Source organism: Curtobacterium sp. PhB78 (assembly GCF_003751685.1).
Classification (GTDB): Bacteria; Actinomycetota; Actinomycetes; order Actinomycetales; family Microbacteriaceae; genus Curtobacterium.
Window position 1 is genome coordinate 290,206 of record NZ_RKIA01000005.1, and the last position, 26,047, is coordinate 316,252.

Annotated in this window: 23 protein-coding genes and 1 tRNA gene; 9 read left to right on the forward strand and 15 right to left on the reverse strand. The window is 71.6% G+C overall.

What is annotated here, in order from left to right:
- Window positions 1-20: 20 nt before the first annotated feature.
- Genes EDF53_RS13580 through EDF53_RS13590 form a run of 3 tightly spaced genes read left to right on the forward strand, consistent with a single transcriptional unit; the run spans window position 21 to window position 3,303 of the window.
- Window positions 21-911: a carbohydrate ABC transporter permease gene (locus tag EDF53_RS13580; RefSeq protein WP_123294058.1), complete on the forward strand. Its 891-nt coding sequence runs from the start codon at window positions 21-23 to the stop codon at window positions 909-911.
- 8 nt (window positions 912-919) lie between these two features.
- Entirely contained in the window at window positions 920-2,227 is a 1,308-nt protein-coding gene (locus EDF53_RS13585; protein WP_123294059.1) for a 6-phospho-beta-glucosidase, read from the forward strand.
- Window positions 2,215-3,303 (forward strand): N-acetylglucosamine kinase, encoded by a 1,089-nt coding sequence (locus EDF53_RS13590; protein WP_260215704.1) that lies wholly within the window; start codon window positions 2,215-2,217, stop codon window positions 3,301-3,303. Before EDF53_RS13585 ends, EDF53_RS13590 begins: the two co-directional genes overlap by 13 nt.
- A 185-nt stretch (window positions 3,304-3,488) precedes the next feature.
- Here EDF53_RS13590 and gap read toward each other — a convergent pair whose 3' ends face one another.
- The gene (gap, locus tag EDF53_RS13595; protein WP_123294060.1) at window positions 3,489-4,493 is read right to left on the reverse strand and encodes a type I glyceraldehyde-3-phosphate dehydrogenase; all 1,005 of its coding nucleotides are present in this window, start codon (window positions 4,491-4,493) and stop codon (window positions 3,489-3,491) included.
- Between the two features lie 111 nt (window positions 4,494-4,604).
- Window positions 4,605-5,555: a GlxA family transcriptional regulator gene (locus tag EDF53_RS13600; RefSeq protein WP_123294061.1), complete on the reverse strand. Its 951-nt coding sequence runs from the start codon at window positions 5,553-5,555 to the stop codon at window positions 4,605-4,607.
- Between the two features lie 93 nt (window positions 5,556-5,648).
- On the opposite strand from EDF53_RS13600, the gene EDF53_RS13605 reads away from it, so the two are divergent.
- Window positions 5,649-6,092 (forward strand): prevent-host-death protein, encoded by a 444-nt coding sequence (locus EDF53_RS13605; protein ID WP_123294062.1) that lies wholly within the window; start codon window positions 5,649-5,651, stop codon window positions 6,090-6,092.
- Window positions 6,085-6,531: a cytotoxic translational repressor of toxin-antitoxin stability system gene (locus EDF53_RS13610; RefSeq protein ID WP_185021045.1), complete on the forward strand. Its 447-nt coding sequence runs from the start codon at window positions 6,085-6,087 to the stop codon at window positions 6,529-6,531. The genes EDF53_RS13605 and EDF53_RS13610 overlap by 8 nt, the downstream gene beginning before the upstream one ends.
- A 3-nt stretch (window positions 6,532-6,534) precedes the next feature.
- On the opposite strand, the gene EDF53_RS13615 is transcribed toward EDF53_RS13610, so the two are convergent.
- From EDF53_RS13615 to mnmA, 9 genes are all read right to left on the reverse strand, one after another.
- Entirely contained in the window at window positions 6,535-7,257 is a 723-nt protein-coding gene (locus tag EDF53_RS13615) for a methyltransferase domain-containing protein (protein ID WP_123294063.1), read from the reverse strand.
- Window positions 7,254-8,333: a type III polyketide synthase gene (locus EDF53_RS13620; protein WP_123294064.1), complete on the reverse strand. Its 1,080-nt coding sequence runs from the start codon at window positions 8,331-8,333 to the stop codon at window positions 7,254-7,256. The genes EDF53_RS13615 and EDF53_RS13620 overlap by 4 nt, the downstream gene beginning before the upstream one ends.
- A gap of 133 nt (window positions 8,334-8,466) precedes the next feature.
- Window positions 8,467-9,972: an Asp-tRNA(Asn)/Glu-tRNA(Gln) amidotransferase subunit GatB gene (gene gatB / locus EDF53_RS13625; RefSeq protein ID WP_123294065.1), complete on the reverse strand. Its 1,506-nt coding sequence runs from the start codon at window positions 9,970-9,972 to the stop codon at window positions 8,467-8,469.
- Window positions 9,972-11,516: an Asp-tRNA(Asn)/Glu-tRNA(Gln) amidotransferase subunit GatA gene (gene gatA, locus EDF53_RS13630; RefSeq protein ID WP_111085022.1), complete on the reverse strand. Its 1,545-nt coding sequence runs from the start codon at window positions 11,514-11,516 to the stop codon at window positions 9,972-9,974. Before gatA ends, gatB begins: the two co-directional genes overlap by 1 nt.
- Window positions 11,513-11,812, reverse strand: coding sequence for an Asp-tRNA(Asn)/Glu-tRNA(Gln) amidotransferase subunit GatC (gene gatC / locus EDF53_RS13635; protein ID WP_111085021.1), 300 nt, complete (start codon window positions 11,810-11,812; stop codon window positions 11,513-11,515). The genes gatA and gatC overlap by 4 nt, the downstream gene beginning before the upstream one ends.
- Before the next feature lie 145 nt (window positions 11,813-11,957).
- A complete protein-coding gene (locus tag EDF53_RS13640) occupies window positions 11,958-14,288 on the reverse strand; it encodes a transglycosylase domain-containing protein (RefSeq protein WP_123294066.1) in 2,331 nt (776 codons plus the stop codon).
- Window positions 14,289-14,489: 201 nt separating this feature from the next.
- Window positions 14,490-15,857, reverse strand: a complete 1,368-nt coding sequence (locus EDF53_RS13645) for an alpha/beta hydrolase (RefSeq protein ID WP_148058358.1) — start codon at window positions 15,855-15,857, stop codon at window positions 14,490-14,492.
- 182 nt (window positions 15,858-16,039) lie between these two features.
- Window positions 16,040-18,373: an NAD-dependent DNA ligase LigA gene (gene ligA, locus EDF53_RS13655; RefSeq protein ID WP_123294068.1), complete on the reverse strand. Its 2,334-nt coding sequence runs from the start codon at window positions 18,371-18,373 to the stop codon at window positions 16,040-16,042.
- 66 nt (window positions 18,374-18,439) lie between these two features.
- Entirely contained in the window at window positions 18,440-19,546 is a 1,107-nt protein-coding gene (mnmA, locus tag EDF53_RS13660) for a tRNA 2-thiouridine(34) synthase MnmA (protein WP_123294069.1), read from the reverse strand.
- A 56-nt stretch (window positions 19,547-19,602) separates the two neighbouring features.
- On the opposite strand from mnmA, the gene EDF53_RS13665 reads away from it, so the two are divergent.
- The 3 genes from EDF53_RS13665 to EDF53_RS13675 all read left to right on the forward strand — a co-directional run bounded on the left by EDF53_RS13665 (window position 19,603) and on the right by EDF53_RS13675 (window position 21,971).
- Complete coding sequence (locus EDF53_RS13665) at window positions 19,603-20,895, forward strand: MFS transporter (protein WP_123294070.1); 1,293 nt, start codon at window positions 19,603-19,605, stop codon at window positions 20,893-20,895.
- A 175-nt stretch (window positions 20,896-21,070) separates the two neighbouring features.
- Window positions 21,071-21,151: transfer RNA gene (locus EDF53_RS13670), tRNA-Leu, on the forward strand.
- Window positions 21,152-21,269: 118 nt separating this feature from the next.
- On the forward strand, window positions 21,270-21,971 hold the full coding sequence (locus EDF53_RS13675; protein ID WP_123294071.1) for a DedA family protein: 702 nt from the start codon (window positions 21,270-21,272) through the stop codon (window positions 21,969-21,971).
- 64 nt (window positions 21,972-22,035) lie between these two features.
- On the opposite strand, the gene rdgB is transcribed toward EDF53_RS13675, so the two are convergent.
- The 3 genes from rdgB to murI are packed head-to-tail and all read right to left on the reverse strand — an operon-like array spanning window position 22,036 to window position 24,267.
- Window positions 22,036-22,626 carry an RdgB/HAM1 family non-canonical purine NTP pyrophosphatase gene (rdgB, locus tag EDF53_RS13680; RefSeq protein WP_123294072.1) on the reverse strand — a complete coding sequence of 197 codons (591 nt, stop codon included), beginning with the start codon at window positions 22,624-22,626 and terminating at the stop codon, window positions 22,036-22,038.
- A complete protein-coding gene (gene rph / locus EDF53_RS13685) occupies window positions 22,623-23,354 on the reverse strand; it encodes a ribonuclease PH (protein ID WP_123294073.1) in 732 nt (243 codons plus the stop codon). Before rph ends, rdgB begins: the two co-directional genes overlap by 4 nt.
- 37 nt (window positions 23,355-23,391) lie before the next feature.
- Window positions 23,392-24,267 carry a glutamate racemase gene (gene murI / locus EDF53_RS13690; protein ID WP_123294074.1) on the reverse strand — a complete coding sequence of 292 codons (876 nt, stop codon included), beginning with the start codon at window positions 24,265-24,267 and terminating at the stop codon, window positions 23,392-23,394.
- A gap of 155 nt (window positions 24,268-24,422) precedes the next feature.
- Between murI and EDF53_RS13695 the strand changes: the two genes are divergently transcribed.
- Complete coding sequence (locus tag EDF53_RS13695; RefSeq protein WP_395861795.1) at window positions 24,423-25,673, forward strand: nicotinate phosphoribosyltransferase; 1,251 nt, start codon at window positions 24,423-24,425, stop codon at window positions 25,671-25,673.
- A gap of 78 nt (window positions 25,674-25,751) precedes the next feature.
- Here the strand turns inward: EDF53_RS13695 and EDF53_RS13700 are convergent, their stop codons facing one another.
- On the reverse strand, window positions 25,752-26,012 hold the full coding sequence (locus EDF53_RS13700; RefSeq protein WP_111033217.1) for a DUF3039 domain-containing protein: 261 nt from the start codon (window positions 26,010-26,012) through the stop codon (window positions 25,752-25,754).
- Window positions 26,013-26,047 lie beyond the last annotated feature (35 nt).

Genomic DNA, 26,047 nt, shown 5'->3' on the forward strand with positions numbered 1-26,047 from the left:
GCCCGGCCGGAGGAGTCCTGATGACCGCTGTGTCCCAGTCCCCGCTCACCCGGGCGCCCCGGGGTTCCGCTCCCCGCACCGGCAGGCCGCGCGGCCGCACGCTCGTGTGGATCGCCGAGCACGCCGCCCTGGTGGCCCTCGGCGTCCTGACCATCGCCCCGATCGTGTTCGTGGTCCTGACCTCGCTGATGTCGAGCAACCAGGCCCTCACGGCGTCGATCGTGCCCCGGCCGTTCGACTTCTCGAACTACGCGCGGGTGTTCACCGAGCTGCCGCTCACGCAGTGGTTCGGCAACTCGTCGATGTACGCCGTCCTCGCCACCGCGTTCATGCTCCTCAGCTCGGTGCCGGCGGCCTACGCGCTCGCCCAGATCAAGTTCAGGGGCGCGAACCTGATCTTCACGGTGATCATCGTCGCGATGCTCCTGCCGCCGCAGGTCACCGCGGTGCCGGTCTACGTGATGTGGTCGCACCTGCACCTGACCGGCACCCTGTGGCCGCTCATCCTGCCGAACCTGCTCGGCGACGCCTTCAGCATCTTCCTGCTCCGCCAGTTCTTCATGACCATCCCGAAGGAGTACGGCGACGCCGCCCGCATGGACGGCTGCAGCGAGTGGGGCGTGCTCTGGCGCGTGGTCGTCCCGATGGCCCGCCCGGGCATCGCGTCGGCGGCGATCTTCATGTTCTTCCACTCGTGGAACGACTACTACGGCCCGCTCCTGTACGCGTCCGAGAACCAGGCCGCCTGGCCGGTGGCGTACGGGCTCGCCACGTTCCGCGGGCAGCACGGCACCGACTGGTCGATGACGATGGCGATGACCGTCGTCGTCATGGTCCCCGTCGTCATCATCTTCTTCTTCGCACAGAAGGCATTCGTCGAGGGCATCGCGCTCACCGGCGTGAAGGGATAGCAGCTCCAGTGAAACTCACAGTCGTCGGTGGCGGATCCACCTACACCCCCGAACTCGTGGACGGCTTCGCCCGGCTCCGCGACCAGCTCCCCATCGACGAGCTCTGGCTCGTCGACCCCGACCCGGTGCGCCGCGAACTCGTCGGCGGTGTCGCCAAGCGGATGTTCGCGCACGCCGGACACCCCGGCACGATCCACGTCACCGACGACGTGGTTGCCGGGGTCACCGACGCCGATGCCGTCATGTTCCAGCTCCGCATCGGCGGGCAGGCCGCACGGCAGCAGGACGAGACGTGGCCGCACGAAGCGTGCTGCATCGGCCAGGAGACCACCGGTCCGGGCGGGTTCGCAAAGGCGCTCCGCACCGTGCCTGTCGTCCTGGAGTACGCCGAACTCGTCCGGAAGCACGCCAAGCCGGACGCCTGGATCGTCGACTTCACCAACCCCGTCGGCATCGTCACCCGCGCCCTGCTCGAAGCCGGACACCGCGCCGTCGGCCTGTGCAACGTCGCGATCGGGTTCCAGCGACGCTTCGCGAAGGAGTTCGGCGTCGCCCCCGACCACGTCCGGCTCGACCACGTCGGCCTGAACCACCTGACGTGGGAGCGCGGCGTGCACGTCACGGGCGCGGACGGCGTCGAGCGCGACGTCATGGCGGACCTGCTCGCCGAGTCGGACGGTGCCCTCGGCCGGACGGCGGAGAGCGTGCACATGCACCCGGACCTCCTCCGCCTGCAGCACGCGATCCCCTCGTACTACCTGCGGTACTTCTACTCGCACGACATCGTGCTGCAGGAGCAGCTGCACGAGCCCACCCGTGCCGAGGCCGTCATGGAGACCGAGCGGGCCCTGCTCGCGAAGTACGCCGACGAGTCCGTCGTGACGAAGCCCGCCGAACTCGAGCAGCGCGGCGGCGCCTACTACTCCGAGGCGGCGATCGACGTGCTGTCCTCGATCCTCGGCGACCGCGGCGACGTGCAGGTCCTGAACGTGCGGAACGACGGCACGTTCCCGTTCCTGCCGGACGACCACGTCATCGAGGTGCCGTCGCGCGTCACCCGCCAGGCGATCACGCCGTTGCCGGTCTCCCCGCTCGACCCGGACATGGTCGGTCTCGTGTCGCACGTCGCCGGGTACGAGCGGCTCGCGCTCGACGCCGCGGTGCACGGTGGCCGCGACCGGGTGCTCCGTGCGATGTGGGCGCACCCGCTCGTCGGGCAGGTGGACAAGGCGGAGCAGCTCACCGACCTGCTCCTGGCCACGAACGCGGAACACATCCCGTGGGCGCGATCGGAGCAGGTGACGTGGGCGGGCTGAGCCGGACCGGCGCGGCGGGCCCGGCCCGAGCCTCCCGTCCGCCCGCGCCGGTCCCACCGGACGCGACCGACGTCGTGCTCGCCGTCGACGGCGGCGGGAGCAAGACCGACGTCGTCGCGATCGCGCTCGACGGGACCATCGTCGGGCACGCGCGCGGTCCGGGGTCGAACCCGCAGACGCGGGGCTGGGACCTCGCCGGCCCGATCCTCGACGACGTCCGCGCGCGGGTCGTCAGCGAGCTGGGCGACCGGCGCATCCGGACGACGCACGTGTACCTGGCCGGGCTCGACCTGCACGACGAGCTCGTCGCCGCGACCGCGGCCCTCGCGCACTGGGCCGAGGACGGCGGCGAACCACACGTCCTGGACAACGACCTGTTCGCCCTGCTGCGGGCCGGCACCCTGTCCCCCGACGCCGCGGCCGTGGTGTGCGGCACCGGGATCAACGCCCTCGCGGTGCGGGCCGACGGCACGACCGCACGGTTCCCGGCCATCGGGGACGTCTCCGGCGACTGGGGTGGCGGCGCGTGGCTCGGCAACCGGGCGCTCTGGCACGCGGCTCGGGCCGACGACGGTCGCGGCCCGGCGACGGCGTTGGTCGGCGCGGTGCCGGCGGCGGTGGGCCTGCGCAGCGTCCGCGAGGTCACCGAGGCCATCCACTTCGGCCGCTTGGACCAGCGGGTGTTCAACCGGCTCTGCCCGGTGCTGTTCGACGTGGCCGGAGCCGGCGACGCGGTGGCCCGGAGCGTCGTGGAGCGGCAGGCGGAGGAGATCGTCCTGCTCGCCGCGGTCGCACTCGAGCGGTTGGGTCTCGGCGGTTCGGCGGCCGAGCCGGTGCCCGTCGTGCTCGGCGGCGGGGTGCTCGCTGCTCGGCACCCGTTGCTCGTGGACGGTGTCGTCGACGGGCTCGCTGCCCGGGTCCCCGGAGCGGTGCCGACCTGGGTGACCGATCCCCCGGTGCTCGGCGCAGGGCTCGCGGCGCTGGAGTCGGTCGACGCCGACGACGCGGCGCTCGAGCGGTACCGCGAGGCCGTGCGCTCCCGGGCCTTCGCGAGCACGACCGCGCTGATCCGCTGACGCCCGCGGGCGCGGGCGCGGCGGGCGCGCGGCGCGCCCGCCCGCCCGCCGCGAGATTTCGCGCTCAGCGACAGCTCACGGCCGCCCGGTCCCGTGAACTGTCGCACAGCCCGAAACGTGACCACGACCGGACCGGAGGCGCGGCGCCAGCCCGCGCCGCGCCTCCAGTCCGACCGGCCCCGCGCCTACGCCCGCGCCAGCATCCCGAGCGTGTCGACCACGCGGTTCGAGAAGCCCCACTCGTTGTCGTACCAGGCGACGACCTTCACGTGCCGGCCCTCGTCGACGCGGGTGAGCAGCGAGTCGAAGATGCTCGACTCCGGCCGCCCGGTGATGTCCGTCGACACGAGCGGGTCCACCGTGAACGCCAGGACCCCGGCGAGCGGACCGGCAGCCGCGGCGCGGTAGGCCTCGTTCACCTCGTCCACGGTCACGTCCCGCGACACGACGGTGTTCAGCTCGACGATCGACCCGACGGGCACCGGCACGCGGATGGCGTCACCGGACAGCTTGCCCTCCAGGCGGGGCAGCACCAGCCCGATGGCCTTGGCCGCCCCGGTCGTCGTCGGCACGATGTTCACGCCGGCAGCGCGGGCCCGACGCAGGTCGCGGTGCGGCCCGTCCTGCAGGTTCTGCTCCTGCGTGTACGCGTGCACGGTGGTCATGAACCCGTGTTCGATGCCCGCAAGGTCGTCGAGCACCGACGCCAGGGGTGCGAGCGCGTTGGTCGTGCACGACGCGTTCGAGATCACCGTGTGCACGGCCGGGTCGAACGTGTCCGAGTTCACGCCGTACGCGATGGTGGCGTCCGCTCCGGTGGCCGGCGCACTGATCAGGACCCGTCGGGCGCCGGCGGTCAGGTGGCCGGCTGCCGCGTCGCGTGCGGTGAAGCGTCCGGTGGACTCGAGGACGACCTCGACGCCGAGCTCGGCCCAGGGCAGGTCCGCCGGCGACGTCGACGCGAGCACGCGGACGCGGCGCCCGTCGATGACCAGCGTGTCGCCGTCGACCTCGACGGTGCCGTCGAACGGCCCGAGGGCGGAGTCGTAGCGGAACAGGTGCGCGAGCGTGTCGGGGGCGGTCAGGTCGTTCACGGCGACGACCTCGAGGTCGTCACCACCCCGTGCGAGCAGGGCGCGGAGCGTGTTGCGGCCGATGCGGCCGAAGCCGTTGATGGCGATGCGGGTCATGTGGAGTTCCTTTCGTTCCGTGGTCCATGCTCACGGGCCGGGAGGCACGACTCCAGTGGCAGGGAAGCCAGCGTCCGAAAGGATCTCGCCACCACCGCCGCGACGGCGCGGTCAGTCCTGGAACGTCCGGCGGTACTCGGTGGGCGAGGTCCCGAGGATCCGCCGGAAGTGCGTCCGCAGGTTCGCGTTGGAACCGAGGCCCGCACGCTCGGCCACCTGGTCGACGCCGAGGTCCGACTGCTCCAGGAGCTCGCGCGCGAGGTCGACGCGCGCCCGCAGCACCCACTGCATCGGCGTGTACCCGGTGTCCTCCACGAACCGGCGTGAGAACGTCCGGGTCGACACCGTGGCGTTCCGCGCGAGCGCTTCGAGCGTGAGCGGCTCGGCGAGGTGCCGGAGCGCCCACTCCCGGGTGTCGGCGAACACGTCGCCGAGCGGTTCGGGAACGCTCCGCGGCACGTACTGCGCCTGGCCGCCGCTGCGGTACGGGGCGCTGACGAGCCGTCGCGCGACGTGGTTCGACAGTGCCACGCCGTGGTCCTGTCGGACGATGTGCAGGCACAGGTCGATGCCGCTCGCGGCGCCGGCGCTGGTCAGCACCGAGCCCGCGTCGACGAACAGCACGTCCTCGTCGACGTCCACCTCGGGGTACCGCTCACGGAGCACCCGCGTGTAGTGCCAGTGCGTCGTCGCCCGGCGGCCGTCGAGCAGCCCGGCTGCCGCGAGCGCGAACGCCCCGGTGGAGATCGCCGCGATGCGGACGCCGCGCTCGTGGGCCCGCGCGAGTGCCGCGACGACGTCGGCCGGCGGCGCGGAGTCCGATGGGCGGCGGTAGCCGGGCACGAAGACGGTCTCCGCCCAGTCCAGTGCCTCCAGCCCGTGGTCGACCGCGTAGGCCAAGCCGTCACCGCCGGTGATCCGACCGACCCGGGGGCCGCAGACCCGCACCTCGTAGGGCATGCTCGGCCGGTTCGAGAACACCTGCGCGGGGATCCCGACGTCGAGCGGTTTCGCGCCGTCGAGCACCAGGACCGCGACGCGGTGCAGTGGGGTCCGGGCCATACCGGCGACGCTAGCCGAACACGTCACCCTCGCGTTCTCCACAGATCTGTCAGCCCCCTCCCCTAAGATCAGCACACCACGTACGCTCCGTACGTGCCGTACTCACCGGAGGCCCTCGTGCCCATCGCAGCCGACTACCCCACGTACTCGCGCGCCCGCGAGCACTTCAAGGACATGCTCGACGCCACCGCGACCGGCCGTACCGTGACGGTCGCCCGCGACGGCGCCGTCTCCGCGATGCTGCCCGTCGACCGGCTTCGCGACTACTTCTTCCGGACCGTCTCCCCGCGGGTCAGTGTCTTCCGCGAGGCCGGCGCGGTCGTCGCCCTCATGGAGGGGCGCCCGTTCGTCGCCCAGGGAACGGACGTCGACGACGCACTCGACGACCTCGCCCTGTCGCTGCGGGAGTACGCGGTCGACTGGGAAGACCGTCTCCAGCACGCCCCGAACCACCACGACGCGTGGGCGCTCGTCCAACTGGTCAAGCTGTCCACGGACGCCGAACTGCGCGACTGGTTGGAGCGCGGCGGTGAGTAGCCCGAGGCACCCTGCTCCGAACCGCGAGCACCACGACACGTTCTGCACGACCGAGCGCTGGACACTGGTGCGCGGCGCCACCGGTCAGCCCGTCCGGCACCATCGCACCTACGAGCTCGTGCTCTGGGACGCACGCGTCCTGCGCACCCGGATCTCGAAGCCCGTCGACCGGTCGACCTACGGTGCGCGCATGTGGGCGCACGTCCTGCGCCACCAGCTGCAGGTCGATGCACCGGCCTTCTGGCGCTGCGTCGACGACGGCACGCTGCCGGACCGGGGCAGCCCCGTGCACCCGGCGCCCGCGAACGCCCTCCCGCTGTACCTGGTGCGGGCACTCCACGACCTCGGTGTGCCCGAGTCGGAGATCCTCGATCTCGGACCCGCCGGCGCTGCCGGACTCCACGCCGAGCTCCTGCGCCGGGCGGCCGAGCCGTCCTGATCGTCAGGCGTCGCGGACGGCCAGCACCCGGTGCGGCGATGCCCGTTCCGCTCGCCAACCGGTCGGCAGCGTGTCCCGCAGTTCCGCCAGGGTGAAGGACCGGCGGATCGACCGCAGGCCGTCGACCCGGACGAAGGTCCCCGCGGACACCAGCGGCGACGCCAGCGCGTACGCCCGGTAGGCCTCGCGCGACCGACGGATGTCCGAGTGCACGCTGCGACCCGACGCGAGCGCCTCCGAGTCCGCCAGGAACCCGTTCCGCTCGTCGTCGCCCAGGTGGTGCAGGACGTGGTTCGACACCACGACGTCGAACCGCTCGCCCGCCGTGACCAGGTCACCGCTCGACTGCTGCCGGAAGGTGACACCCCGCGGTGCCCGCCGGTTCGCCGCCTCGATCGCCCGCGGGTCCGGGTCGACCCCGACGACCTCGACGTCGAACCCGTCGCTCGCCGCCCACCGCACGACGGCCCGGGCCAGGTCGCCGCCGCCGCACCCGAGGTCGAGGACCCGGGCGCGGCCGTGCACCGGCAGGGCCGGTACGACGTGGGTCCGCCACGCCGAACGCCAGCCGCTGACCAGGGCGTTGACGAGCGCGAAGCGCCGGAAGGTCCGCGCGAGCGCGCGCGGGTCGCAGTCCGGGTCGTCCATGAGTTCGGTCAGGTCGACCTCGCGCGTGCGCAGGTCGAGGACCGGGAGGCCCGTGGAGCCGCCGTCGGGACGGCTCACGTGCGCACCATGGTCAGTCGCGCACTCTCGACCGTGAGACCGGGGCCGAAGGCGAGCGCCACGACGGCAGCACCGTCCGGGATCCCGGCGTCGAGGGCCTCGCGGAGCACGAACAGCACGGTCGCGCTCGACATGTTCCCGTGGTCGCGCAGCACCGTCCGGCTCGCCGCGATCGCCGTGTCCGGCAGGTCGAGCGCCTGCTGCGTGCGGTCGAGGATCGCGCGGCCACCGGGGTGCACGGCCCACACCGGCACGTCGGCGGCGGGACCGTCGAGCAGCGACGCGACGGCTTCGGCGACGCTCGTGCCGACGAGCTTGGGCACGGCGGTGCTCAGGACCATCTCGAAGCCCTCGTCGCCGATGTTCCACGCCATCTCGCCGGCGCTCTCGGGCACGACGGCGGTGGCGAACGCGTCGAGGCGCAGGCCGGGGCCGTCGGCGGTGACCACGACGGCGGCGGCACCGTCCCCGAAGACGCTGTTCGCGACGATCTGGTCCGGGTCGTCGCTCGCGCGGACGTGCAGGGTGCAGAGCTCGGCGCAGACGACCAACACGACGGCGCCCGGGTCCGCCTCGGCGAACGCGGCCGCGATCCGGAGTGCCGGGAACGCCGCGCAGCACCCCATGAACCCGATGTGGTGGCGGAAGACGTCACGACGCAGGCGGAGCTCGGTCACGATGTCCAGGTCCGGGCCGGGCTGCGTGAACCCGGTGCACGACACCGTGACGACGTGCGTGACCGAGGCCGCGTCGACGTCTGCGCGGGCCAACGCGTCACGAGTAGCCTCGACGAAGAGCGTCGGTGCGAGTTCTCGGTAGCGGTCGTTGCGGGTGCCCGTCGAGGGCGAGTGCAGCGCGCCGTCCGTGTCGCGGAACACGCCCGCTGGACGGCTCCGGTCGAGTTCGGCCAGCACGGTGTGCCGGTGCTCGACCGCCGAGGCGTCGAAGGCTGCGGGGACGAGCCGCCGGCCGAGACGACCGAGTTCGGGCTGCGCAGCGAAGAGGTCTCGCACGGCAGCCTGCTCGAGCGTCGTCTCCGGGACGGCGGTTCCGATGGCGCGGATCGTTGCGGACACGACTCATCCTGTCACCGGGTCGCTGACGCGTCCCCAGGTTCTCCCACACCGCGGAACGGACACAGCACCGTGGTTTCCCACGGTGCTGTGTCCGGAACCTGGTTCCGCGGAACGGAACTGCACGGAACGGCGACTACGCCTGCTGCGCGCGCTCCAGCACCAGCTCGCGGACGCGGGCGGCGTCCGCCTGGCCCTTCATGGCCTTCATGACGGCACCGATGATGGCGCCGGCGGCCTGGACCTTGCCGTCCCTGATCTTCGCGAGCACGTCCGGCTGGCCGGCGAGCGCCTCGTCGACCGCGGCGGTGAGCGCCGAGTCGTCGGACACGACCTTGAGCCCGCGGGCCTCGACGACCTGGGCCGGCGAGCCCTCGCCGGCGATGACGCCCTCGAGCACCTGGCGTGCCAGGCGGTCGGTCAGGTCGCCGGACTCGACGAGCGCGATGACCTCGGCGACGTGCTGCGGCGACACGAGGTCGCCGGGCTCGGCGTCCTGCGCGTTCGCGACCCGGCTGATCTCGCCGGTCCACCACTTGCGGGCGGCCTGCGGCGCAGCGCCGGCGGCGACGGTGCCCTCGACCTGGTCGAGCAGCCCACCGTTCACGACGTCCTGGAACTCCAGGTCGGCGAAGCCCCAGTCACCCTTGAGGCGACGGCGGCGAGCCACCGGGGCCTCGGGCAGGGACGCACGGAGCTCCTCGACGACCGCGGGGTCGGGCACGACCGGCAGCAGGTCGGGCTCGGGGAAGTAGCGGTAGTCGTCGGCGTCCGACTTCGGACGGCCGGCCGAGGTCCGGCCGGTGTCCTCGTGCCAGTGACGGGTCTCCTGCGTGATCGAGCCGCCGTCGGCCAGGATCGCGGCCTGGCGCTGGATCTCGTAGCGGATCGCACGCTCGACGGCACGGAACGAGTTGACGTTCTTCGTCTCGGTGCGGGTGCCGAGCTTCTCCTGGCCGCGGGGGCGCAGCGAGATGTTGGCGTCGCAGCGCAGGTTGCCGCGCTCCATGCGGGCCTCGGAGACACCGAGTGCACGCACGAGGTCGCGGATGACCTGCACGTACGCGGCACCGAGCTCGGGGGCACGGTGCTCGGCACCGAAGATCGGCTTCGTGACGATCTCGACGAGCGGCACACCGGCGCGGTTGTAGTCGACGAGCGAGTACTCGGCACCCTGGATGCGGCCGGTGGCCCCACCGACGTGCGTCAGCTTGCCGGCGTCCTCTTCCATGTGGGCACGTTCGATCGGGATGTTGAAGATCGTGCCGTCGGCCAGTTCGACCTCGACCTCGCCCTCGAACGCGATCGGCTCGTCGAACTGCGAGACCTGGTAGTTCTTGGGGTTGTCCGGGTAGAAGTAGTTCTTCCGGGCGAACCGCGACGACTCGGCGATCGAGCAGCCGAGCGCGAGCCCGAGCTGGATCGAGTACCGGACGGCCTGCGCGTTGACGACGGGCAGCGACCCGGGCAGCCCGAGGTCGACCGGCGTCACGTTCGTGTTCGGCTCGCCACCGAAGAAGTTCGGCGCGTCCGAGAACATCTTGGTCTTCGTCGCGAGTTCGACGTGCACCTCGAAGCCGAGCACCGGCTCGTAGCGCTCCAGTGCCTCGTCGAAGTCCATGAGCGCGTCCTTCTGCGCCATCAGATCACACCTTCCTGCGCAGCCGACTGCTGACTCTGGTCGAGGTCCGGGATCCGGTCGATGAGCGGGGCTCCCCACTGCTGTTCGAGCAGACGCTCGAGTGCCGCACCGTAGCGGTACAGGCGGGCGTCCTCGCGCTGCGGGGCCATCAGCTGGACGCCGACGGGCAGGCCGTCCTCGGGTGCGAGGCCGTTCGGGATGCTCATGCCGGGCACGCCCGCCAGGTTCGCCGGGATCGTGGTGAGGTCGTTGAGGTACATCGCGAGCGGGTCGTCGATGCGCTCACCGATCGGGAACGCGGTCGTCGGGGCCGACGGGCTGATGAGCAGGTCGACCTGGTCGAACGCGGCCTGGAAGTCGCGCTGCACGAGCGTGCGGACCTTCTGCGCCGAGCCGTAGTAGGCGTCGTAGTACCCGGCGCTCAGGGCGTAGGTGCCGAGGATGATGCGACGCTTCACCTCGGGACCGAACCCGGCCTCGCGCGTGGCGGCCATGACGTCCTCGACCGTCGCACCGTTCTCCGGCGTGACGCGCAGGCCGAAGCGCACCGAGTCGAACTTCGCCAGGTTCGACGAGGCCTCGGCCGGCAGGATCAGGTAGTAGGCGCTGATCGCGTAGGCGAACGACGGGGCGTCGATCTCGACGACGACCGCACCGGCCGACTCGAGCAGCGCGACGGTCTCCTGGAAGCGCTGGGTGACCCCGGCCTGGAAGCCGTCGCCACCGGCGAGCTCCTTCACCACGCCGACGCGCAGGCCGCGCAGCGTGTCCGCCTGCAGTCCTTCGCGGGCGGCGGCGGCCATCGAGGGCCAGGCGTCGGGGATCGAGGTGGAGTCGCGCGGGTCGTGCCCGCCGATGACGTCGTGCAGGAGCGCGGCGTCGAGGACGGTGCGGGCGACCGGGCCGATCTGGTCGAGGCTGGACGCCAGGGCGATCGCGCCGTAGCGGCTGACCCCGCCGTAGGTCGGCTTCACACCGACGGTGCCGGTGACGGCGCCGGGCTGGCGGATCGAGCCACCGGTGTCGGAGCCGAGGGCGATGGGTGCCTCGTGCGCGGCGACGGCAGCGGCCGAGCCACCGCCGGACCCGCCGGGGATGCGGTCGAGGTCCCACGGGTTGTGGGTCGGTCCGTACGCCGAGAACTCGGTGGTCGAGCCCATCGCGAACTCGTCCATGTTGGTCTTGCCGAGCGGCACGAGGCCGGCGGCGCGGAGCTTCGCGACCGGGGTGGCGTCGTACGGCGGCATCCAGCCTTCGAGGATCTTCGAGCCCGAGGTGGTCGGCATGTCCTGCGTGCACAGGACGTCCTTGATCGCGATCGGGACACCGGCGAGGGGCCCGAGGTCGTCGCCGGCCGAGCGACGCGAGTCGATCGACTTCGCGACGGCGATGGCGTTCTGGTTGACGTGCAGGAAGGCGTGCACGTCGCCGTCGACGGCGGCGATGCGGTCGAGGTGGGCCTGCGTGGCCTCGACGCTCGAGACGTCGCGCGCCACGAGGGCGTCGGCGAGCGCCGCGGCGCTCATCCGCGTGATGTCGGTCACTGTTCTTCTCCCAGGATGGCGGTCACTCGGAACCGTTCGCCGTCGGAGTCCGGCGCTCCGGAGAGCGCCTGCTCCTGCGTCAGCGTCTGGCCGACGACGTCGGGTCGGGTGACGTTGCCGAGCGGCACGGGGTGGCTCGTCAGCGGGACGTCGTCGGTCGCGACCTCGGCGACCTTGGCGACGCTCTCGACGATGTGCGACAGCTCCCCGGTCAGCTTCTCGATCTCGTCGGGCGTGAGTGCGATACGTGCGAGGTTCGCCAGGTGCGCGACCTGCTCGCTCGTGATGTCAGGCATGGTGCTCCGTCGATCGGTTCGTGGACGTCCGACAGTCTATTGGCTGCGGTCGATCACGCAGGCGCGGCTGTGGACGGCTGCCTGGAGGCCCGTCACCGGTCCGGCGGACCGGTGACGGGCCTCCAGGCGGCGTGGACCCGAGCGGTCACTTCCCGTTCTGGTCGCCCGCTGCCGGAGCCGCCGTGGCGGCGGGTGCCGCCGGTGCTGCCGGCGCCGCAGGTGCAGCCGGAGCAGCGGGAGCCGCCGTCTGCGTCGGCGTGGTCGGCGTCGACTGGTCGGCCTGCGACGCGCCGGATCCCGACGACGCCGAGGACTGCGACTGCGACGACTGCGACGAGTGGCTCGCCTGCCCGATCATCGCCTGGCTCGGCGTGGGCAGGGCGTCCCCGCCGACCGTCTGGTCCAGGTACGCCATCATCGACTTCCCGACCCCGAACTTCGCGCTGTACCCGGTGGTGCCCTGCAGGAACGGCCAGTTCGCCAGGCTCACGCTCCCCTGCACGTTCCCGATCCAGGTGGCGTTCGTGTACTTCGTCGACGACGCGACGAGCCAGTTCTGCACGTCGCCGTCGGTGGTGCCGGTCTTCGCGAACTTCGGCACGCTGTCGCCGGGGTTCGCACTGGCGGCGGTGCCGGAGCCCGACAGCACGCCCTGCAGCGCGTAGTCGACGGTGCCGGCGACGTCCGCCGAGACGCCCTGCGTGCAGGACGACGGCGTCGGGGTGATCTTCGTGCCGTCCGACTCGGTGACCGAGTCGATCGCGGTCGGCGTGCAGACGACGCCGCCGTTCGCGAAGCCGGCGTAGGCCTCGGCCAGGTCGATCGGCGACAGCTCGTTGACGCCGAGGATCGACGAGGGGGTCTGCCCGAGGGCACCGCCGTCGGCGCGGTGGATCCCCATCGACTGCGCGAGCTGCGCGATCTTGCAGAGGTCGAGCTGCTTGCCCATCGCGCCGAAGGCGGTGTTGATCGACTCGACGGTGGCGGCCTGCACGGTCATCGACGCCGGCACGGACTCGGCGTTCGCGACCGGCCACGTCCCGCCGCTGACGTTCTGGCAGGAGTTCGTGAACTCCGAGTTCTGGAACGTGTGCTCGGTGGTCGACACCGACTCGGAGAGCGTGTGGCCGGTCGCGAGCCACTCGGCCAGGGTGAACACCTTGTAGGTGGAGCCGGTCTGGAACCCGCCGGAGTTGCCGTAGCCGGAGTCCGCGCTGTAGTCCACCGCGGTCGACCCCGCTGCGGCGTTGTCGCCCTGCGTGTACGACGTGTTCTGCACCATCGACATGATGCGTCCGGTGCCGGGCTCGACGGTGACGTTGGAACCGCCGACGTCGACGCCCGCCATCGTGGCGGGCACGTAGGTCGACAGTGCGGTCTGCGCCTGGCCCTGCAGGTCGAGGTCGAGCGAGGTGTGGATCTGCAGGCCCTTGGTGTCGAGCGTCGCGATGCGCGCCGCGGCGGTCTTGCCGAACGCCGGGTCCTGCAGCACCTGGTCGCGGACGTAGTCGCAGAAGTAGCCGGCGTCGTAGTTCGTCGCCGCGGTCGAGCAGCCGTTCGCGGTCTCGGTGATCTTCGGCGTGACCGGGGTCGCGATGGCCTTCGTCATCTCGGCCTTCGTGATCGACCCGTGCGCCTGCATGCGGCGGAGGACGTAGTCGCGTCGTTCCTTGGTGAGCGCGTAGCCGTTCGCCTGCCCGTTGTCCTTGTCACCGGGCACGTCGATGCGCAGGTTCGAGGGGTTGTTGAGGATCGCCACGAGCGTGGCCGACTGCACGAGCGACAGGTCCTTCGCGTGCACGCCGAAGTAGTACTCGGCACCGGCCTCGGCGCCGTACACCCGACCGCCGAGCCCGACGATGTTCAGGTACCCGGTCAGGATGTCGTCCTTCGAGTACTTCTTGTTCACCGCGATCGCGTACCGCATCTCCTGCAGCTTCCGCTGCGGGGTGACGCCGGCTGCGTCCTCGTAGCAGGCCTCCACCTTCTTCGCCGTGGCGGCCTGGTCCTTGCCGGTGAGCTCCTCGCACTGCTGCACGAGGACGTTCTTGACGTACTGCTGCGTGATGCTCGATCCGCCCTGGACGTCGCCGCCGACGACGGTGGCGGCGACTCCGCGCAGCGTGCCGAGGACGTCGATGCCGCCCTCGTCGTAGTAGCGGGGGTCCTCGGTGTCGATGGCGGCCTGCTTGAGCGTGTCCGCCATCTGGTCGGCCGTGACGTTCGTCCGGTTCTCGGCGTAGAACGACGCGATCTTGACCTGCTTGCCGCCCTTCGTCGCGTACACCGACGACACCTGCTGCGGCGTCTGCACGTCGAGGTAGCTCGGCAGGTCCTCGAAGAACGCGACCGCACCCGAGGTGCCCTCACCCGCGACGGCGACCGCGGGCGTCACCGCGACGGCGACGAGCATGCCGGCGAGCACGGACATCACCACGAACATCAGGAGAGCACCAGGCCATCGCACCACACGCATGCCCCGAACCGTAGGGAGGCGGGCTGTACTGGTTCTGCCGTGGAACCGACTGAGGCTGCGCCGTCGCTCAGGTTGCCGCTCAGGCACCACCTGTCGCGGGTCGCGATCCGCGCGGGGTCGCGGATCCGGCCGGGAGGCCCGGTGCGGCCCCGGCACGTCGGCCGCCGGTCACGATCCGGTCACGCCCAGGGCCTCGCCCCGTCAGTCGCGCGGCTGCAGGTCCTGCGGACGGACCAGGTACATGTCGACCGACGCACCGACGACGCCGTCGTCACCGGTGCTGCCGCGTCGGACCTGCTCGCGGACGAGGTCACCGCGGCCGATCCCGATCAGGGCGACGTCGTGCAGCGATGCGGTCCCCGGCTTGAGGTAGTCGTTGTGCCCGACCGGACGGCGGAACAGGTCGCCGGCGGCCAGCGCGTCGGCACCGCCGGCCAGGTTCATCACGGTGGCGCCGAACGACGAACCGCCCGGGTCCGTGCCGTAGTACCCGGACCCCGCGATCGGGTCGCTGTGCGCGACACCGACGAACACCTCGTCCGAGGCGACGTCCAGGTCCGCCGCCGACCGGACGTCGCTGCCCGGTGACCCGAGCACGGTGAGGGTGTCGGCGCTCATCCGTCCGGAGGCGAGCGCCATGAGCGCCGTCGTCGACCCGTACGAGTGCGCCACGATGTTCAGCCGGGGCTGGTCGCCGTCGCGGATCTGCCGCAGGCCGTCGACGGTGCGCTCGAGTCGCTGCGCCCCGGAGTCGGCGAGGCTGAGCGACATGATGTTCGACAGGTCGGGCGTGCGGTAGCCCATCCACGCCACGACGGCGACGCCCGTCCCGTCGCCGGAGCCACCGGCGGCCAGCGGCGCGAGGGTCGCCTGTTCGCTCGCCAGGTCGTTGGCGGTGTTCGTGAAGTCGGCCATCTGCCCGGTCACGGTGAAGAACATCCCGGGGACGATGACGGTGACGTCCGCCGCGGTGTCGAGGTCTCCGATGCTGATCGCCGCTCGGCCCGCCGCCCGGGTGTCGAGCGTGATGAGGAACCGCTGCGGGTCACCGGGCTCGCGCCGCAGCGAGTCCCGCACCTGTCCGAGCATCGCGGCGTGCGCGGCTCCGGTGTCGGGGTCGGCGAGTCCGGTGGTCAGGGTCGACCGGTTCGCTCGGTCGCGGACGACGTACGGCACGCCCTCGAGGTTGCCGATGATCGACGGCGCGTGGACCAGGAGCGTGCCCTGTTCGTCGGCGCCGAGTCCCGCCCACCACTGCGCGACGACGGCCGCCGCGGGCGGGTCGTCCTGTGCGGTCGCCACGACACGGCGGTCGTCGGCGGCGCGGCGCAGGTCACCGGCGCCGAGGACCCCGAGGTCGTCGAGGAACGCCCGACCGTGCGCGTCGGCGACGGTGTCGACGTCGATCTGTCCCCCGGTCATGACCGGCTGGGGCACCGCGTGGCGCTCGGAGACGAGCGCGACCGTCACGGTGGCCGTGGCGGCATGGGTCGGAGGCGCGACGGGGGCCTCGATCACTCCGAGCGAGTGCATCGAGGCGGTGAGCAGAGCCGCGGCGATGAGCAGCAATCGGGTCTCCCCCTGGAAGGCCGTCCCGTCGTCTCCCTGCAGACGACGGGTGATGCTCTGTCGAGTGTAAGGAGAATGCCCGAGGATCGGTCATGCGCGATGCAACTTGTCCCCCGAACTGGGTGCGTCGCACGGCGCGCCGCAGTGTGCGCCCACGTCGACGGCGTGCTCGTCGCCCCGGCTCAGCCCTCGGGCGCGGGCACCTCTGGCTCGGGGAGCGCGCTCGGCCCCTCGGTCACGAGCAGGTGGAACTGCTCGGCGTCGATGATCCGGAGCCCCAGCTGCTCGGCCTTCGTGAGCTTCGACCCGGCCCCGGGACCCGCGGCCACGAAGTCGGTCTTCTTGCTGACGCTCGACGCCGCCTTGCCGCCGGCGGTGATGATCGCCTCGAGCGCGCCCTCGCGCGTGTACCCCTCGAGGGACCCGGTCGCCACGACCGTGACGCCGCTCAGGACACCGCCCTCGATCGCCGCGCCCCCGGGGCCGGGGTGGTCCGGCGTGGTGAACTGCACGCCCGCCGACGTCCAGCGGTCGATGATCTCGCGGTGCCAGTCGACCTCGAACCACGCGAGCAGGGCGTCGGCGATGATCCCGCCGACCCCGTCGACCGCCGCCAGTTCCTCGCGCGAGGCGCTGCGGATCCGGTCGAGCGACCCGAAGTGGTTCGCGAGCGCCCGCGCCGCGACCGGTCCGACGTGGCGGATGCTCAGCCCCACCATGATGCGCCAGAGCGGTTTCGTCTTCGCCGCGTCGATGTTCGCGAGCATCTCGAACGCGTTCTTCGACGGGAAGCGGCTCGGCTCGCCGGTGTAGTCCGCACCGCGTGCTTCGGGGTCGAACGGCGGGTCGGTCTTCTTGCGCGCGCGGCTGAACGGGGTCACGCGCTTCGGGGCACCGGCGTCGTCGACCTTCTCCATGCCGGTCTCGGCGTCGCGGACGATCACCTCGATCGGGACGATGTCCTGCATCGTCAGGTCGAACAACCCGGCCTCGGTCACGAGCGGCGGGGTCTCCGGGTGCAGCGGCTGCGTGAGCGCTGCGGCTGCGACCTCGCCGAGGCCCTCGATGTCGAGGGAACCGCGCGATGCGATGTGCTCGACACGACCGCGGACCTGCGCGGGGCAGCTCTTCGCGTTCGGGCAGCGGAGGTCGATGTCGCCTTCCTTCGCGGGGGCGAGCTCGGTGCCGCACTCCGGGCAGTGCGTCGGCATCACGAACTCGCGCTCCGTGCCGTCGCGCAGGTCGACGACCGGCCCCAGGACCTCGGGGATGACGTCGCCGGCCTTCCGCAGCACTACGGTGTCGCCGATCAGGACGCCCTTCGCCTTGACCACCTGCTGGTTGTGCAGGGTGGCCTGGCGGACGACCGACCCGGCGACCTCGGCCGGGGCCATCACCGCGAACGGGGTCGCACGCCCGGTCCGCCCGACGCTGACGACGATGTCGACGAGCTCGGTGTGGACTTCTTCCGGCGGGTACTTGTACGCGATCGCCCACCGGGGTGCACGAGACGTCGAGCCGAGTTCTTCGTGCAGGGCGAGGTCGTCGACCTTGATGACGACGCCGTCGATCTGGTGCTCGACCGAGGCGCGGCGGTCCCCCGTGGAGCGCACGAAGGCGTTCACCTCGTCGATGGTGTCGAAGACCCGGTAGTGGCTGCTCGTCGGCAGGCCCCAGGTCTCGAGCAGCTCGTAGACCTCGGACTGCGAGCGGACGTCGGTCTCCTGCTCGAGCTCGCGCACGGGCCACGCGCCGATGCCGTGCACGAGCATCCGCAAGCGCCGGAGCCGGTCGACCATGAGCGCGCGCTTCGCCTCGGACTTGCCCTCTTCCTTCTGGCGGAGGGACCCGGCGGCGGCGTTGCGCGGGTTGGCGAAGACGCGCTCCCCCGCCTCGCGCTGGTTCGCGTTGAGCTCGTCGAACTCGGCGACCGGGAAGAAGATCTCGCCGCGGACCTCGACCAGGGGCGGGTGGCCCGTCCCCGACAGCCGGTCCGGGATCGTGCCCATCGTCCGGACGTTGCCGGTGACGTCCTCGCCCACGACGCCGTCACCACGGGTCGCCGCCGACACCAACCGGCCGTGCTCGTAACGCAGGTTGATCGCGAGGCCGTCGATCTTCAGCTCGGTCAGGAACCGGACACGCTCGGCACCGGCGTCGCGCTGCACCTTGACGGCCCACTCGGTGAGCTCGTCCGGGCTGAACACGTTGTCGAGCGAGAGCATCCGCTCGGCGTGCTCGACCGGTGCGAACTGCGTGGTCTGCGCCTGCCCGCCGACGGTCTGGGTCGGGCTGTCCTCGGTCAGGAGCTCCGGGAACCGCTGCTCGATCGCGGCGAGCCGTCGGACCAGCACGTCGTAGTCGGCATCGGCTTCCGGTGATCCGTTGTCGCCCTGGTAGTACGCCTGTCGCAGCTCGTTGATGCGGGCCCGCAGCCGGTCAACCTCGCGCCCGGCCTGGGCGGCGTCGAGCCCGTCGGGGTCGATGGTCTCGAACGTGGCGTCGGTCTCGCTCATGCCATCAGTTCTACCGTGTGCCACCGACGGCGCGTGCAGCGGACCCACCGCCCGGGAGCGGCGGTCTCAGGCGTCGACGGGGACGGCGCTGACGGTGCTGTCGATCGTGCACTGTCCGAGCACCCGGGTGCCGACGTAGACCACGGCCGTCTGCCCTGGGGCGACCCCGTGCAGCGGCTCGTCGACGTCGATCACGAGCACGTCGTCCTGCACCCGCGCGGTCGCCGGCACCGGGTCGGCGTGCGCCCGGATCTGCACGTCGCACGCGAACGGCGTCTGCGGGTCTGCGGGTGCCGTGCCGGCCCACGTGAAGCGGGAGCCCGACATCGACGACACGGCCAGGGCCTCCTTCGGGCCGACCACGACGGTGTTGTCCTTCGGGCGGATCTCGAGCACGAACCGCGGCCTGCCGTCGGCGGCGGGGCGCCCGAGCGACAGTCCGCGGCGCTGCCCGACCGTGTAGCCGTGCGCGCCGTCGTGCGAACCGACGACGGTGCCGTCGCGCTCCACGACGTCACCGGTCTCGCTGCCGACACGCTCGGCGAGCCAGCCGCGGGTGTCGCCGTCCGGGATGAAGCAGATGTCGTAGGAGTCGGGCTTCTGGGCGACGGTCAGCCCACGCTCGGCGGCCTCGGCCCGGACCTCGTCCTTCGACGGGGTCGCTCCGAGCGGGAACATCGCGTGCTGCAGCTGCTCGGCGGTCAAGACCCCGAGCACGTAGGACTGGTCCTTCGCCCACGCTGCCGATCGGTGGAGTTCGCGGGAGCCGTCCGGGCCGGTGACGATCGAGGCGTAGTGCCCGGTCGCGACGGCGTCGAAGCCCAGGGCCAGCGCCTTCTCGAGCAGCGCCGCGAACTTGATCCGCTCGTTGCACCGCATGCAGGGGTTCGGGGTGCGGCCGGCCTGGTACTCGGCGACGAAGTCGTCGACGACGTCCTCCTTGAACCGGGCCGAGAAGTCCCACACGTAGTAGGGGATGCCAAGGGCGGACGCGGCGCGCTGGGCGTCCATCGAGTCCTCGATCGTGCAGCACCCGCGACTGCCGGTGCGGAGCGTGCCCGGCATCCGGCTCAACGCCAGGTGCACGCCGACCACGTCGTGCCCGGCGTCGACCGCCCGGGCAGCAGCCACCGCCGAGTCGACCCCACCGCTCATCGCCGCCAGAACACGCATGCCTCCAGGGTAACCCGCCGACGAACCCGTACCGCTGGCGTACCGTTGGTCGAGCGATGGCCACGACGGGGAACGACTCATTCGACTTCCGGTCCGTCCTGTTGTCCGGGTTCCTGCCCGCGGCACTGTTCGCCATCGGCGAGGGCGCGATCATCCCGATCATCCCGATCGCCGCGGACTCCCTCGGCGCGACCCTGGCGTTCGCGGGCTTCGTCGCGTCGCTCATCCTGGTCGGCGAACTCATCGGCGACGTGCCGTCGGGCATCGTCGTCGCGCGGATCGGCGAGCGGAACGCGATGATCGGCGCCGCCCTGGTGTCGGTCGGCGGCCTGGTCGTCTGCACGACCGCGGCGAACGCGTGGGTGCTCGCGCTCGGGGTGTTCCTGGTGGGCGTCTCGACCGCGGTGTTCGCCCTGGCACGGCACGCCTACATGACCACCGCGATCCCCGTCCGCATCCGTGCCCGGGCACTGTCGAGCCTGGGCGGGGTCTTCCGCTTCGGGTACTTCGTCGGGCCGTTCCTCGCCGCCGGCGTGATCCACCTGACCGGCACCACCGCGAGCGCCTTCTGGATCCACGTCGTGTGCTGCCTGGCGGCGGCGACCGTGCTCCTGGTGCTGCGCGACCCGGCGACGGGCGCACGCGGTCTGCGGTTGCCGCCACGGGCCTCCCGGTCGGGGTCGGACGCGACCGGCGTGACGGAGCCGTCCACCGACACCGGAGCGGTCTTCGTCGGCAAGGAGGCGCACGGCCTCTTCCGGACCCTGCGCACGAACCGGGCCGTGCTGCTGCGGCTCGGCAGCGGCGCCGCGCTCATCGGCGCGATGCGCGCCGGACGCCAGGTGATCCTGCCGCTGTGGGCGGTCAGTGTCGGGCTGAACGACTCGACGGCCGCGTTGATCATCGGCATCGCCGGTGCCGTCGACTTCGCGCTGTTCTACACGAGCGGCCAGATCATGGACCGCTGGGGGCGGTTGGCGAGCGCACTCCCCTGCATGCTCGGGCTGAGCATCAGCTACTTCCTGCTCGCCTGGAGCGGGCACCTCGACGCGCGGGTCGGCTGGTTCGTGGGGATCGCGATGGGGATGTCGCTCGCCAACGGCGTCGGCTCCGGCATCCTCATGACGCTCGGCGCCGACCTCGCCCCGCGCGACGACCCGGCGCCGTTCCTCGGGGCCTGGCGGTTCACCGGCGACTTCGGGTCGGCAGCGGCACCGCTCGTGATCTCCGGGGTGACGGCCGTCGCGACGATCGCGGTGGCCAGCGGCGTGATGGGCGTGCTCGGCCTGATCGGTGCCGGAGTGCTGCTGCGGTACGTGCCGCGGTACCTGCCGCGCCAGCTGCGCTGACGCGCGCCGCGCTGCGCGCAGCCGTTTCCCACGACTCGGTGCGAGGTTGCCCACTCGGTGCGCGCTTTCTGCGCCGCACGGAGTGATCAACCTCGCACCACCGACGTCCACCGACGTCCGCCGACGCCGGCCGACGTCCGCCGACCAGGGACCGCTCGGTAGACTGCCGCTGCTCGCGGGAGTGGTGGAATCGGTAGACACGCAGGATTTAGGTTCCTGTGCCCCAGGCGTGAGGGTTCGAGTCCCTCCTTCCGCACCGACCGTTGCGTGCTCGCGCATCTCATACCACCGAGGGACGTTCCGGTCACGCGCGGACGGTACCCTCGTCGTGCGGGTGACCCTCCCGTCACCGCATCTGCACGACCGGAAGAGACATGCACTCCGTCGCACTCGCCCTGATCCCATGGCTGGATCCGCAGTACATCCTCGACCACTTCGGGGCGGTCGCCGTGCTCGTCGTCTGTGCGATCGTCTTCGCCGAGACCGGTCTGCTGATCGGCTTCATCTTCCCGGGCGACAGCCTGCTCGTCATCACCGGCCTGTTCGCGTTCGACCGCGGCGGCGAGATCGGCGGCATCCCGATCTGGGTCGCGGCCCTGATGATCGGCGCTGCCGCGTTCCTCGGTGGGGAGCTCGGCTACTACATCGGCAAGAAGGCCGGCCCGCCGATCTTCGAGCGCAAGGAGAGCGGTCTGTTCTCCAAGGCGAACGTCGAGCGGACCAACGCGTTCTTCCACCGGTTCGGCCCGCTCGCGGTGATCCTGGCGCGCTTCGTGCCGGTCGTCCGCACCTTCGCGCCGATCGCCGCCGGCGTCGGCCGCATGGACTACAAGAAGTACTCGCTCTACAACGCCATCGGCGCCGTCGTCTGGGGTGTCGGCGTGACGTTCCTCGGGTACTTCATCGGGCACATCCCGTTCGTCGCCCACATCGTGCGCGAGTACATCGACATCATCCTGCTCGCCGCCGTCCTGGTCACCGTCGTGCCGATGGCGCTGACGTACATCCGGAACGCCCGCAAGGCGAAGAAGCGCGAGCACCAGGCCGAGTCGACGGCCGTCGACCCGCAGCTGTAGTCGGACCGAACACGACAGGCCCACACCGTTCGGTGTGGGCCTGTCGTCGTCGCAGGTGGGCAGTTCAGAGCCCGAAGTGCTCCCGCACGACCGGCGCGATGCCCCGGAACGCCTTGCTGCGGTGCGACAGCGCGTTCTTCTCCTCGCGGGTGAGCTCGGCCGACGAGCGGTCGGCGTCGTCCGGCCGGAACACCGGGTCGTAGCCGTGGCCGCCGTCGCCGACCGGCGCGGTCAGCACCTCGCCGTTCCACACCGCCTCGACCACGTGCTCGAACCCGTCGGGCGTGACGAACGCGGCCGCGCACACGAAGGCGGCGGTCCGCTCCACGACGCCGTCGAGGTTCTGCAGCAGCAGCGCGATGTTGTCGGCGTCCGACCGGGTGCCCGCGTACCGCGCCGAGTGGATGCCCGGGGCACCGTCGAGCGCGTCGACCGCGATGCCGGAGTCGTCGGCGAGCGCCGGCAGCCCGGTGTGGGCGACCGCGGCACGCGCCTTGATCAGGGCGTTCGCGGCGTAGGTGTCGCCGTCCTCGACCGGCTCGGGGCCGTCGTAGCCGACCAGCTCGACACCCTCGCCCAGCGCCGACCCGAGGATCTCGCGCAGTTCCACGACCTTGCCCTGGTTGTGGGTGGCCAGGACGACGGTGCCGGTCACGCCAGCCCCAGCACGGTCTTCTGGATCGCCGCGAGCGACTGGTTGCCGGCCAGGCCCAGGTCGAGCAGGACGTTCAGCTCGTCGCGGTCGAACGGCGCGTGCTCGGCGGTCCCCTGCACCTCGACGAACTTGCCCGACCCGGTCGTGACGATGTTCATGTCGGTGTCGGCGGCGGAGTCCTCGGTGTACGCCAGGTCGAGCATCGGTTCCCCCTTGACGATGCCGACCGAGATCGCCTGCACGCTGTCGGTGAGCGGGGTGGCCTTCTTGCCGATGAAGCCCTTGCCGCGGCCCCACTCGATCGCGTCGACCATCGCCACGTAGGCGCCGGTGATCGACGCCGTGCGGGTGCCGCCGTCGGCCTGCAGGACGTCGCAGTCGATGACCAGGGTGTTCTCCCCGAGGGCCTTCGTGTCGACCACGGCGCGGAGCGAACGCCCGATCAGCCGGGAGATCTCGTGGGTGCGGCCGCCGACCTTGCCCTTGATCGACTCGCGCTGCATGCGCTCGTTCGTCGACCGCGGCAGCATCGAGTACTCGGCGGTGACCCAGCCGGTGCCCTTGCCGGCGAGCCAACGGGGCACGCCGTTCGTGAACGAGGCGGTGCAGAGCACCTTGGTGTTGCCGAACGAGATGAGCGCGCTGCCCTCGGCCTGCGTGCTCCACCCCCGCTCGATGGTGACGGGACGGTGTTCCTCGGCCTGGCGGCCGTCGATGCGGGTGGTCATGGTGTCCTTTCGGTCCGGCCTGGAGGCGCGGTGCGGGTCATCGGGGCGGGCGGCGGCTGGCGGCTGGTCGCCGCTCAGGCCCGCCCACGGGCAGCGTGATGGCGCCGGTCTCGAGGTGGCCGACGCGGACGATCTCGGGGCCGAGGAACCGGCGGGCGAGCCGCAGGAACCCGTCCTCGTCGTCGCCGGTCGACTCGAACGAGTACGTCGGGGCGGTGGTGGAGGTGCGTTCGAGGCCGTGCTCGACCAGCCGGCGGTACACGTCGCTGGCGGTCTCCTCGGCACTCGACACCAGGGTGACGTCCTGGCCCATCACGTACTGGATGGCCGCGGACATCAGCGGGTAGTGGGTGCAGCCGAGCACGAGGGTGTCGACGTCGGCGGCGCGGATCGGGTCGAGGTAGCCGGCGGCGACCTCGCGCAGCTCCGGTGACGAGGTGTCCCCCGCCTCGACGAACTCGACGAACCGCGGGCACGCCGCCAGGGTCAGGCTGACGTCGGAGGCCACCGCGAAGGCGTCCTCGTAGGCGCGCGAGGTGATGGTGCCGACCGTGCCGATGACGCCGATGCGCCCGGTCCGGGTCTGCTTCACGGCGGCGCGGGCGGCGGGCTGGATGACCTCGACCACCGGGATGCCGTACGCCTGCTCGTACCGTTCGCGGGCGTCGCGGAGCACGGCCGACGACGCCGTGTTGCAGGCGATGACGAGGGCCTTGACGCCGAGTTCGACCAGGTCGTCCATGACCTCGAGCGCGTAGCGGCGGACGTCGGCGATGGGCTTCGGGCCGTACGGCGAGTGCACGGTGTCGCCGACGTACCGGATGCTCTCGCGCGGCAGCTGGTCGATGATCGCGCGGGCCACCGTGAGCCCGCCGACCCCGCTGTCGAAGACTCCGATCGGTGCATCCGTCACGGTGACCAGCGTACCGACGCGCGCTGCGGACGTCGGGACTGACCGCCTGCGCGCCGCGGGCCGGGCGCCCGAGGCGATCCGGGCCTCCAGGAGGTCACGTCGCTAGTGTCGACAGCGTGACCAGCGCGCTCCTGACGGACCAGTACGAACTCACCATGGTCGACGCGGCCCTGAAGGACGGCACCGCCCACCGGCGCTGCGTCTTCGAGGTGTTCGCCCGGCGGCTGCCCGACGGTCGTCGCTACGGCGTCGCGGCCGGCCTCGGCCGGTTCCTGACCGCCCTCGGCGACTTCCGCTTCGGCGACGACGAGATCGGGTTCCTGCGCGACCGCGGGGTCATCGACGAGGGCACCGCAGCCTTCCTCGCCGACTACCGGTTCACCGGGGACGTCCGGGCGTACCGCGAGGGCGAGGTGTACTTCCCCAACTCCCCGATCCTGCAGGTCGAGGGCACGTTCGCCGAGGCCGTCGTGCTCGAGACGCTCGCCCTGTCGGTCTTCAACGCCGACTCCGCCATCGCCTCGGCCGCCGCGCGCATGGTCTCCGCCGCCGACGGGCGTCCGCTCGCCGAGATGGGCTCCCGCCGCACCGGCGAGTGGAACGCCGTCGCCGCAGCACGGGCCGCGTACATCGCCGGGTTCGGCGCGACGAGCAACCTCGAGGCCGGCCGCACCTGGGGCATCCCGACGATGGGCACCGCGGCGCACGCCTTCACCCTGCTGCACGACTCCGAGGAAGAGGCGTTCCGGTCGCAGCTCGACGCCCTCGGCAACGGCACGACGCTGCTCGTCGACACCTACGACATCGAGCAGGCCGTCGAGACCGCCGTCCGGCTGACCGACGGCAAGCTCGGCGGTGTCCGCATCGACAGCGGCGACCTGCCCTCGGTCGTCGCGGCCGTCCGGGCGCAGCTCGACCGGCTCGGCGCGACCGACACGAAGATCACGGTCACGAACGACCTGGACGAGTACACGATCGCGGCCCTCCGTGCGGCCCCGGTCGACTCGTACGGCGTCGGCACCTCGGTGGTCTCCGGCTCGGGGCACCCGGCCGCCGGCATGGTCTTCAAGCTCGTGGCGCACCAGTCCGCCGACGGCGACGACTGGGTCGCCGTTGCGAAGAAGTCGGCGGACAAGGCCTCGATCGGTGGCCGCAAGGAAGCCGGCCGACGCCTGCGCAACGGTGTCGCCACGGCCGAGGTCGTGCTCACCGCCGGACAGGTCGGCCCCGACGAGCGCCCCCTGCTCGTGCCCGTGGTCACCGGCGGCGTGGTCGATCCGGCGTTCCTCGGAGCACAGGGCGTCGAGGCCGCGCGGGCGCACCACAAGCGGGCGAAGGCCGAGCTGCCGGCGGACGCCGCGCGCATCGGTCGCGGCGACCCCGCGATCCCCACCCTGGTGATCTAGCGCGCCGCTTGGTGAGCAGAAATGGTCGGGTCCCCGAAGGAGACCCGACCATTTCTTCTCACGATGCGCAGGCTGCGCCTACTCGGACTTCATCTTCTCGTAGATGGCCTTGCAGTCCGGGCACACCGGGAACTTCTCCGGGTCGCGGCCCGGGATCCACTTCTTGCCGCACAGCGCCTTGACCGGCTTGCCGGACAGGGCGGACTGCAGGATCTTGTCCTTCTTGACGTAGTGCGAGAACCGCTCGTGGTCGCCGGGTTCGATCGCTTCGTCTTCGAGGAGCTTCTCGAGCTCCCGGTCCATCACGTCGAGGCCGCCGCCTGGTTCCGTCATGCTCATGGGTACAGGGTACGACGGTCTGCGCACGTTGGTCT

Excerpts from the sequence above, each read along its gene's own strand:
- EDF53_RS13580 (WP_123294058.1), top strand. The coding sequence starts at position 21 with ATGACCGCTGTGTCCCAGTCCCCGCTCACCCGGGCGCCCCGGGGTTCC.
- gap (WP_123294060.1), bottom strand. The coding sequence starts at position 4,493 with ATGACCCGCATCGCCATCAACGGCTTCGGCCGCATCGGCCGCAACACG.
- EDF53_RS13600 (WP_123294061.1), bottom strand. The coding sequence starts at position 5,555 with ATGGCCCGGACCCCACTGCACCGCGTCGCGGTCCTGGTGCTCGACGGC.
- gatB (WP_123294065.1), bottom strand. The coding sequence starts at position 9,972 with ATGGCGCAGAAGGACGCGCTCATGGACTTCGACGAGGCACTGGAGCGC.
- gatC (WP_111085021.1), bottom strand. The coding sequence starts at position 11,812 with ATGCCTGACATCACGAGCGAGCAGGTCGCGCACCTGGCGAACCTCGCA.
- EDF53_RS13640 (WP_123294066.1), bottom strand. The coding sequence starts at position 14,288 with ATGCGTGTGGTGCGATGGCCTGGTGCTCTCCTGATGTTCGTGGTGATG.
- ligA (WP_123294068.1), bottom strand. The coding sequence starts at position 18,373 with ATGAGCGAGACCGACGCCACGTTCGAGACCATCGACCCCGACGGGCTC.
- mnmA (WP_123294069.1), bottom strand. The coding sequence starts at position 19,546 with ATGCGTGTTCTGGCGGCGATGAGCGGTGGGGTCGACTCGGCGGTGGCT.
- EDF53_RS13665 (WP_123294070.1), top strand. The coding sequence starts at position 19,603 with ATGGCCACGACGGGGAACGACTCATTCGACTTCCGGTCCGTCCTGTTG.
- EDF53_RS13675 (WP_123294071.1), top strand. The coding sequence starts at position 21,270 with ATGCACTCCGTCGCACTCGCCCTGATCCCATGGCTGGATCCGCAGTAC.
- rph (WP_123294073.1), bottom strand. The coding sequence starts at position 23,354 with ATGACCACCCGCATCGACGGCCGCCAGGCCGAGGAACACCGTCCCGTC.
- EDF53_RS13695 (WP_395861795.1), top strand. The coding sequence starts at position 24,423 with ATGGTCGACGCGGCCCTGAAGGACGGCACCGCCCACCGGCGCTGCGTC.
- EDF53_RS13700 (WP_111033217.1), bottom strand. The coding sequence starts at position 26,012 with ATGAGCATGACGGAACCAGGCGGCGGCCTCGACGTGATGGACCGGGAG.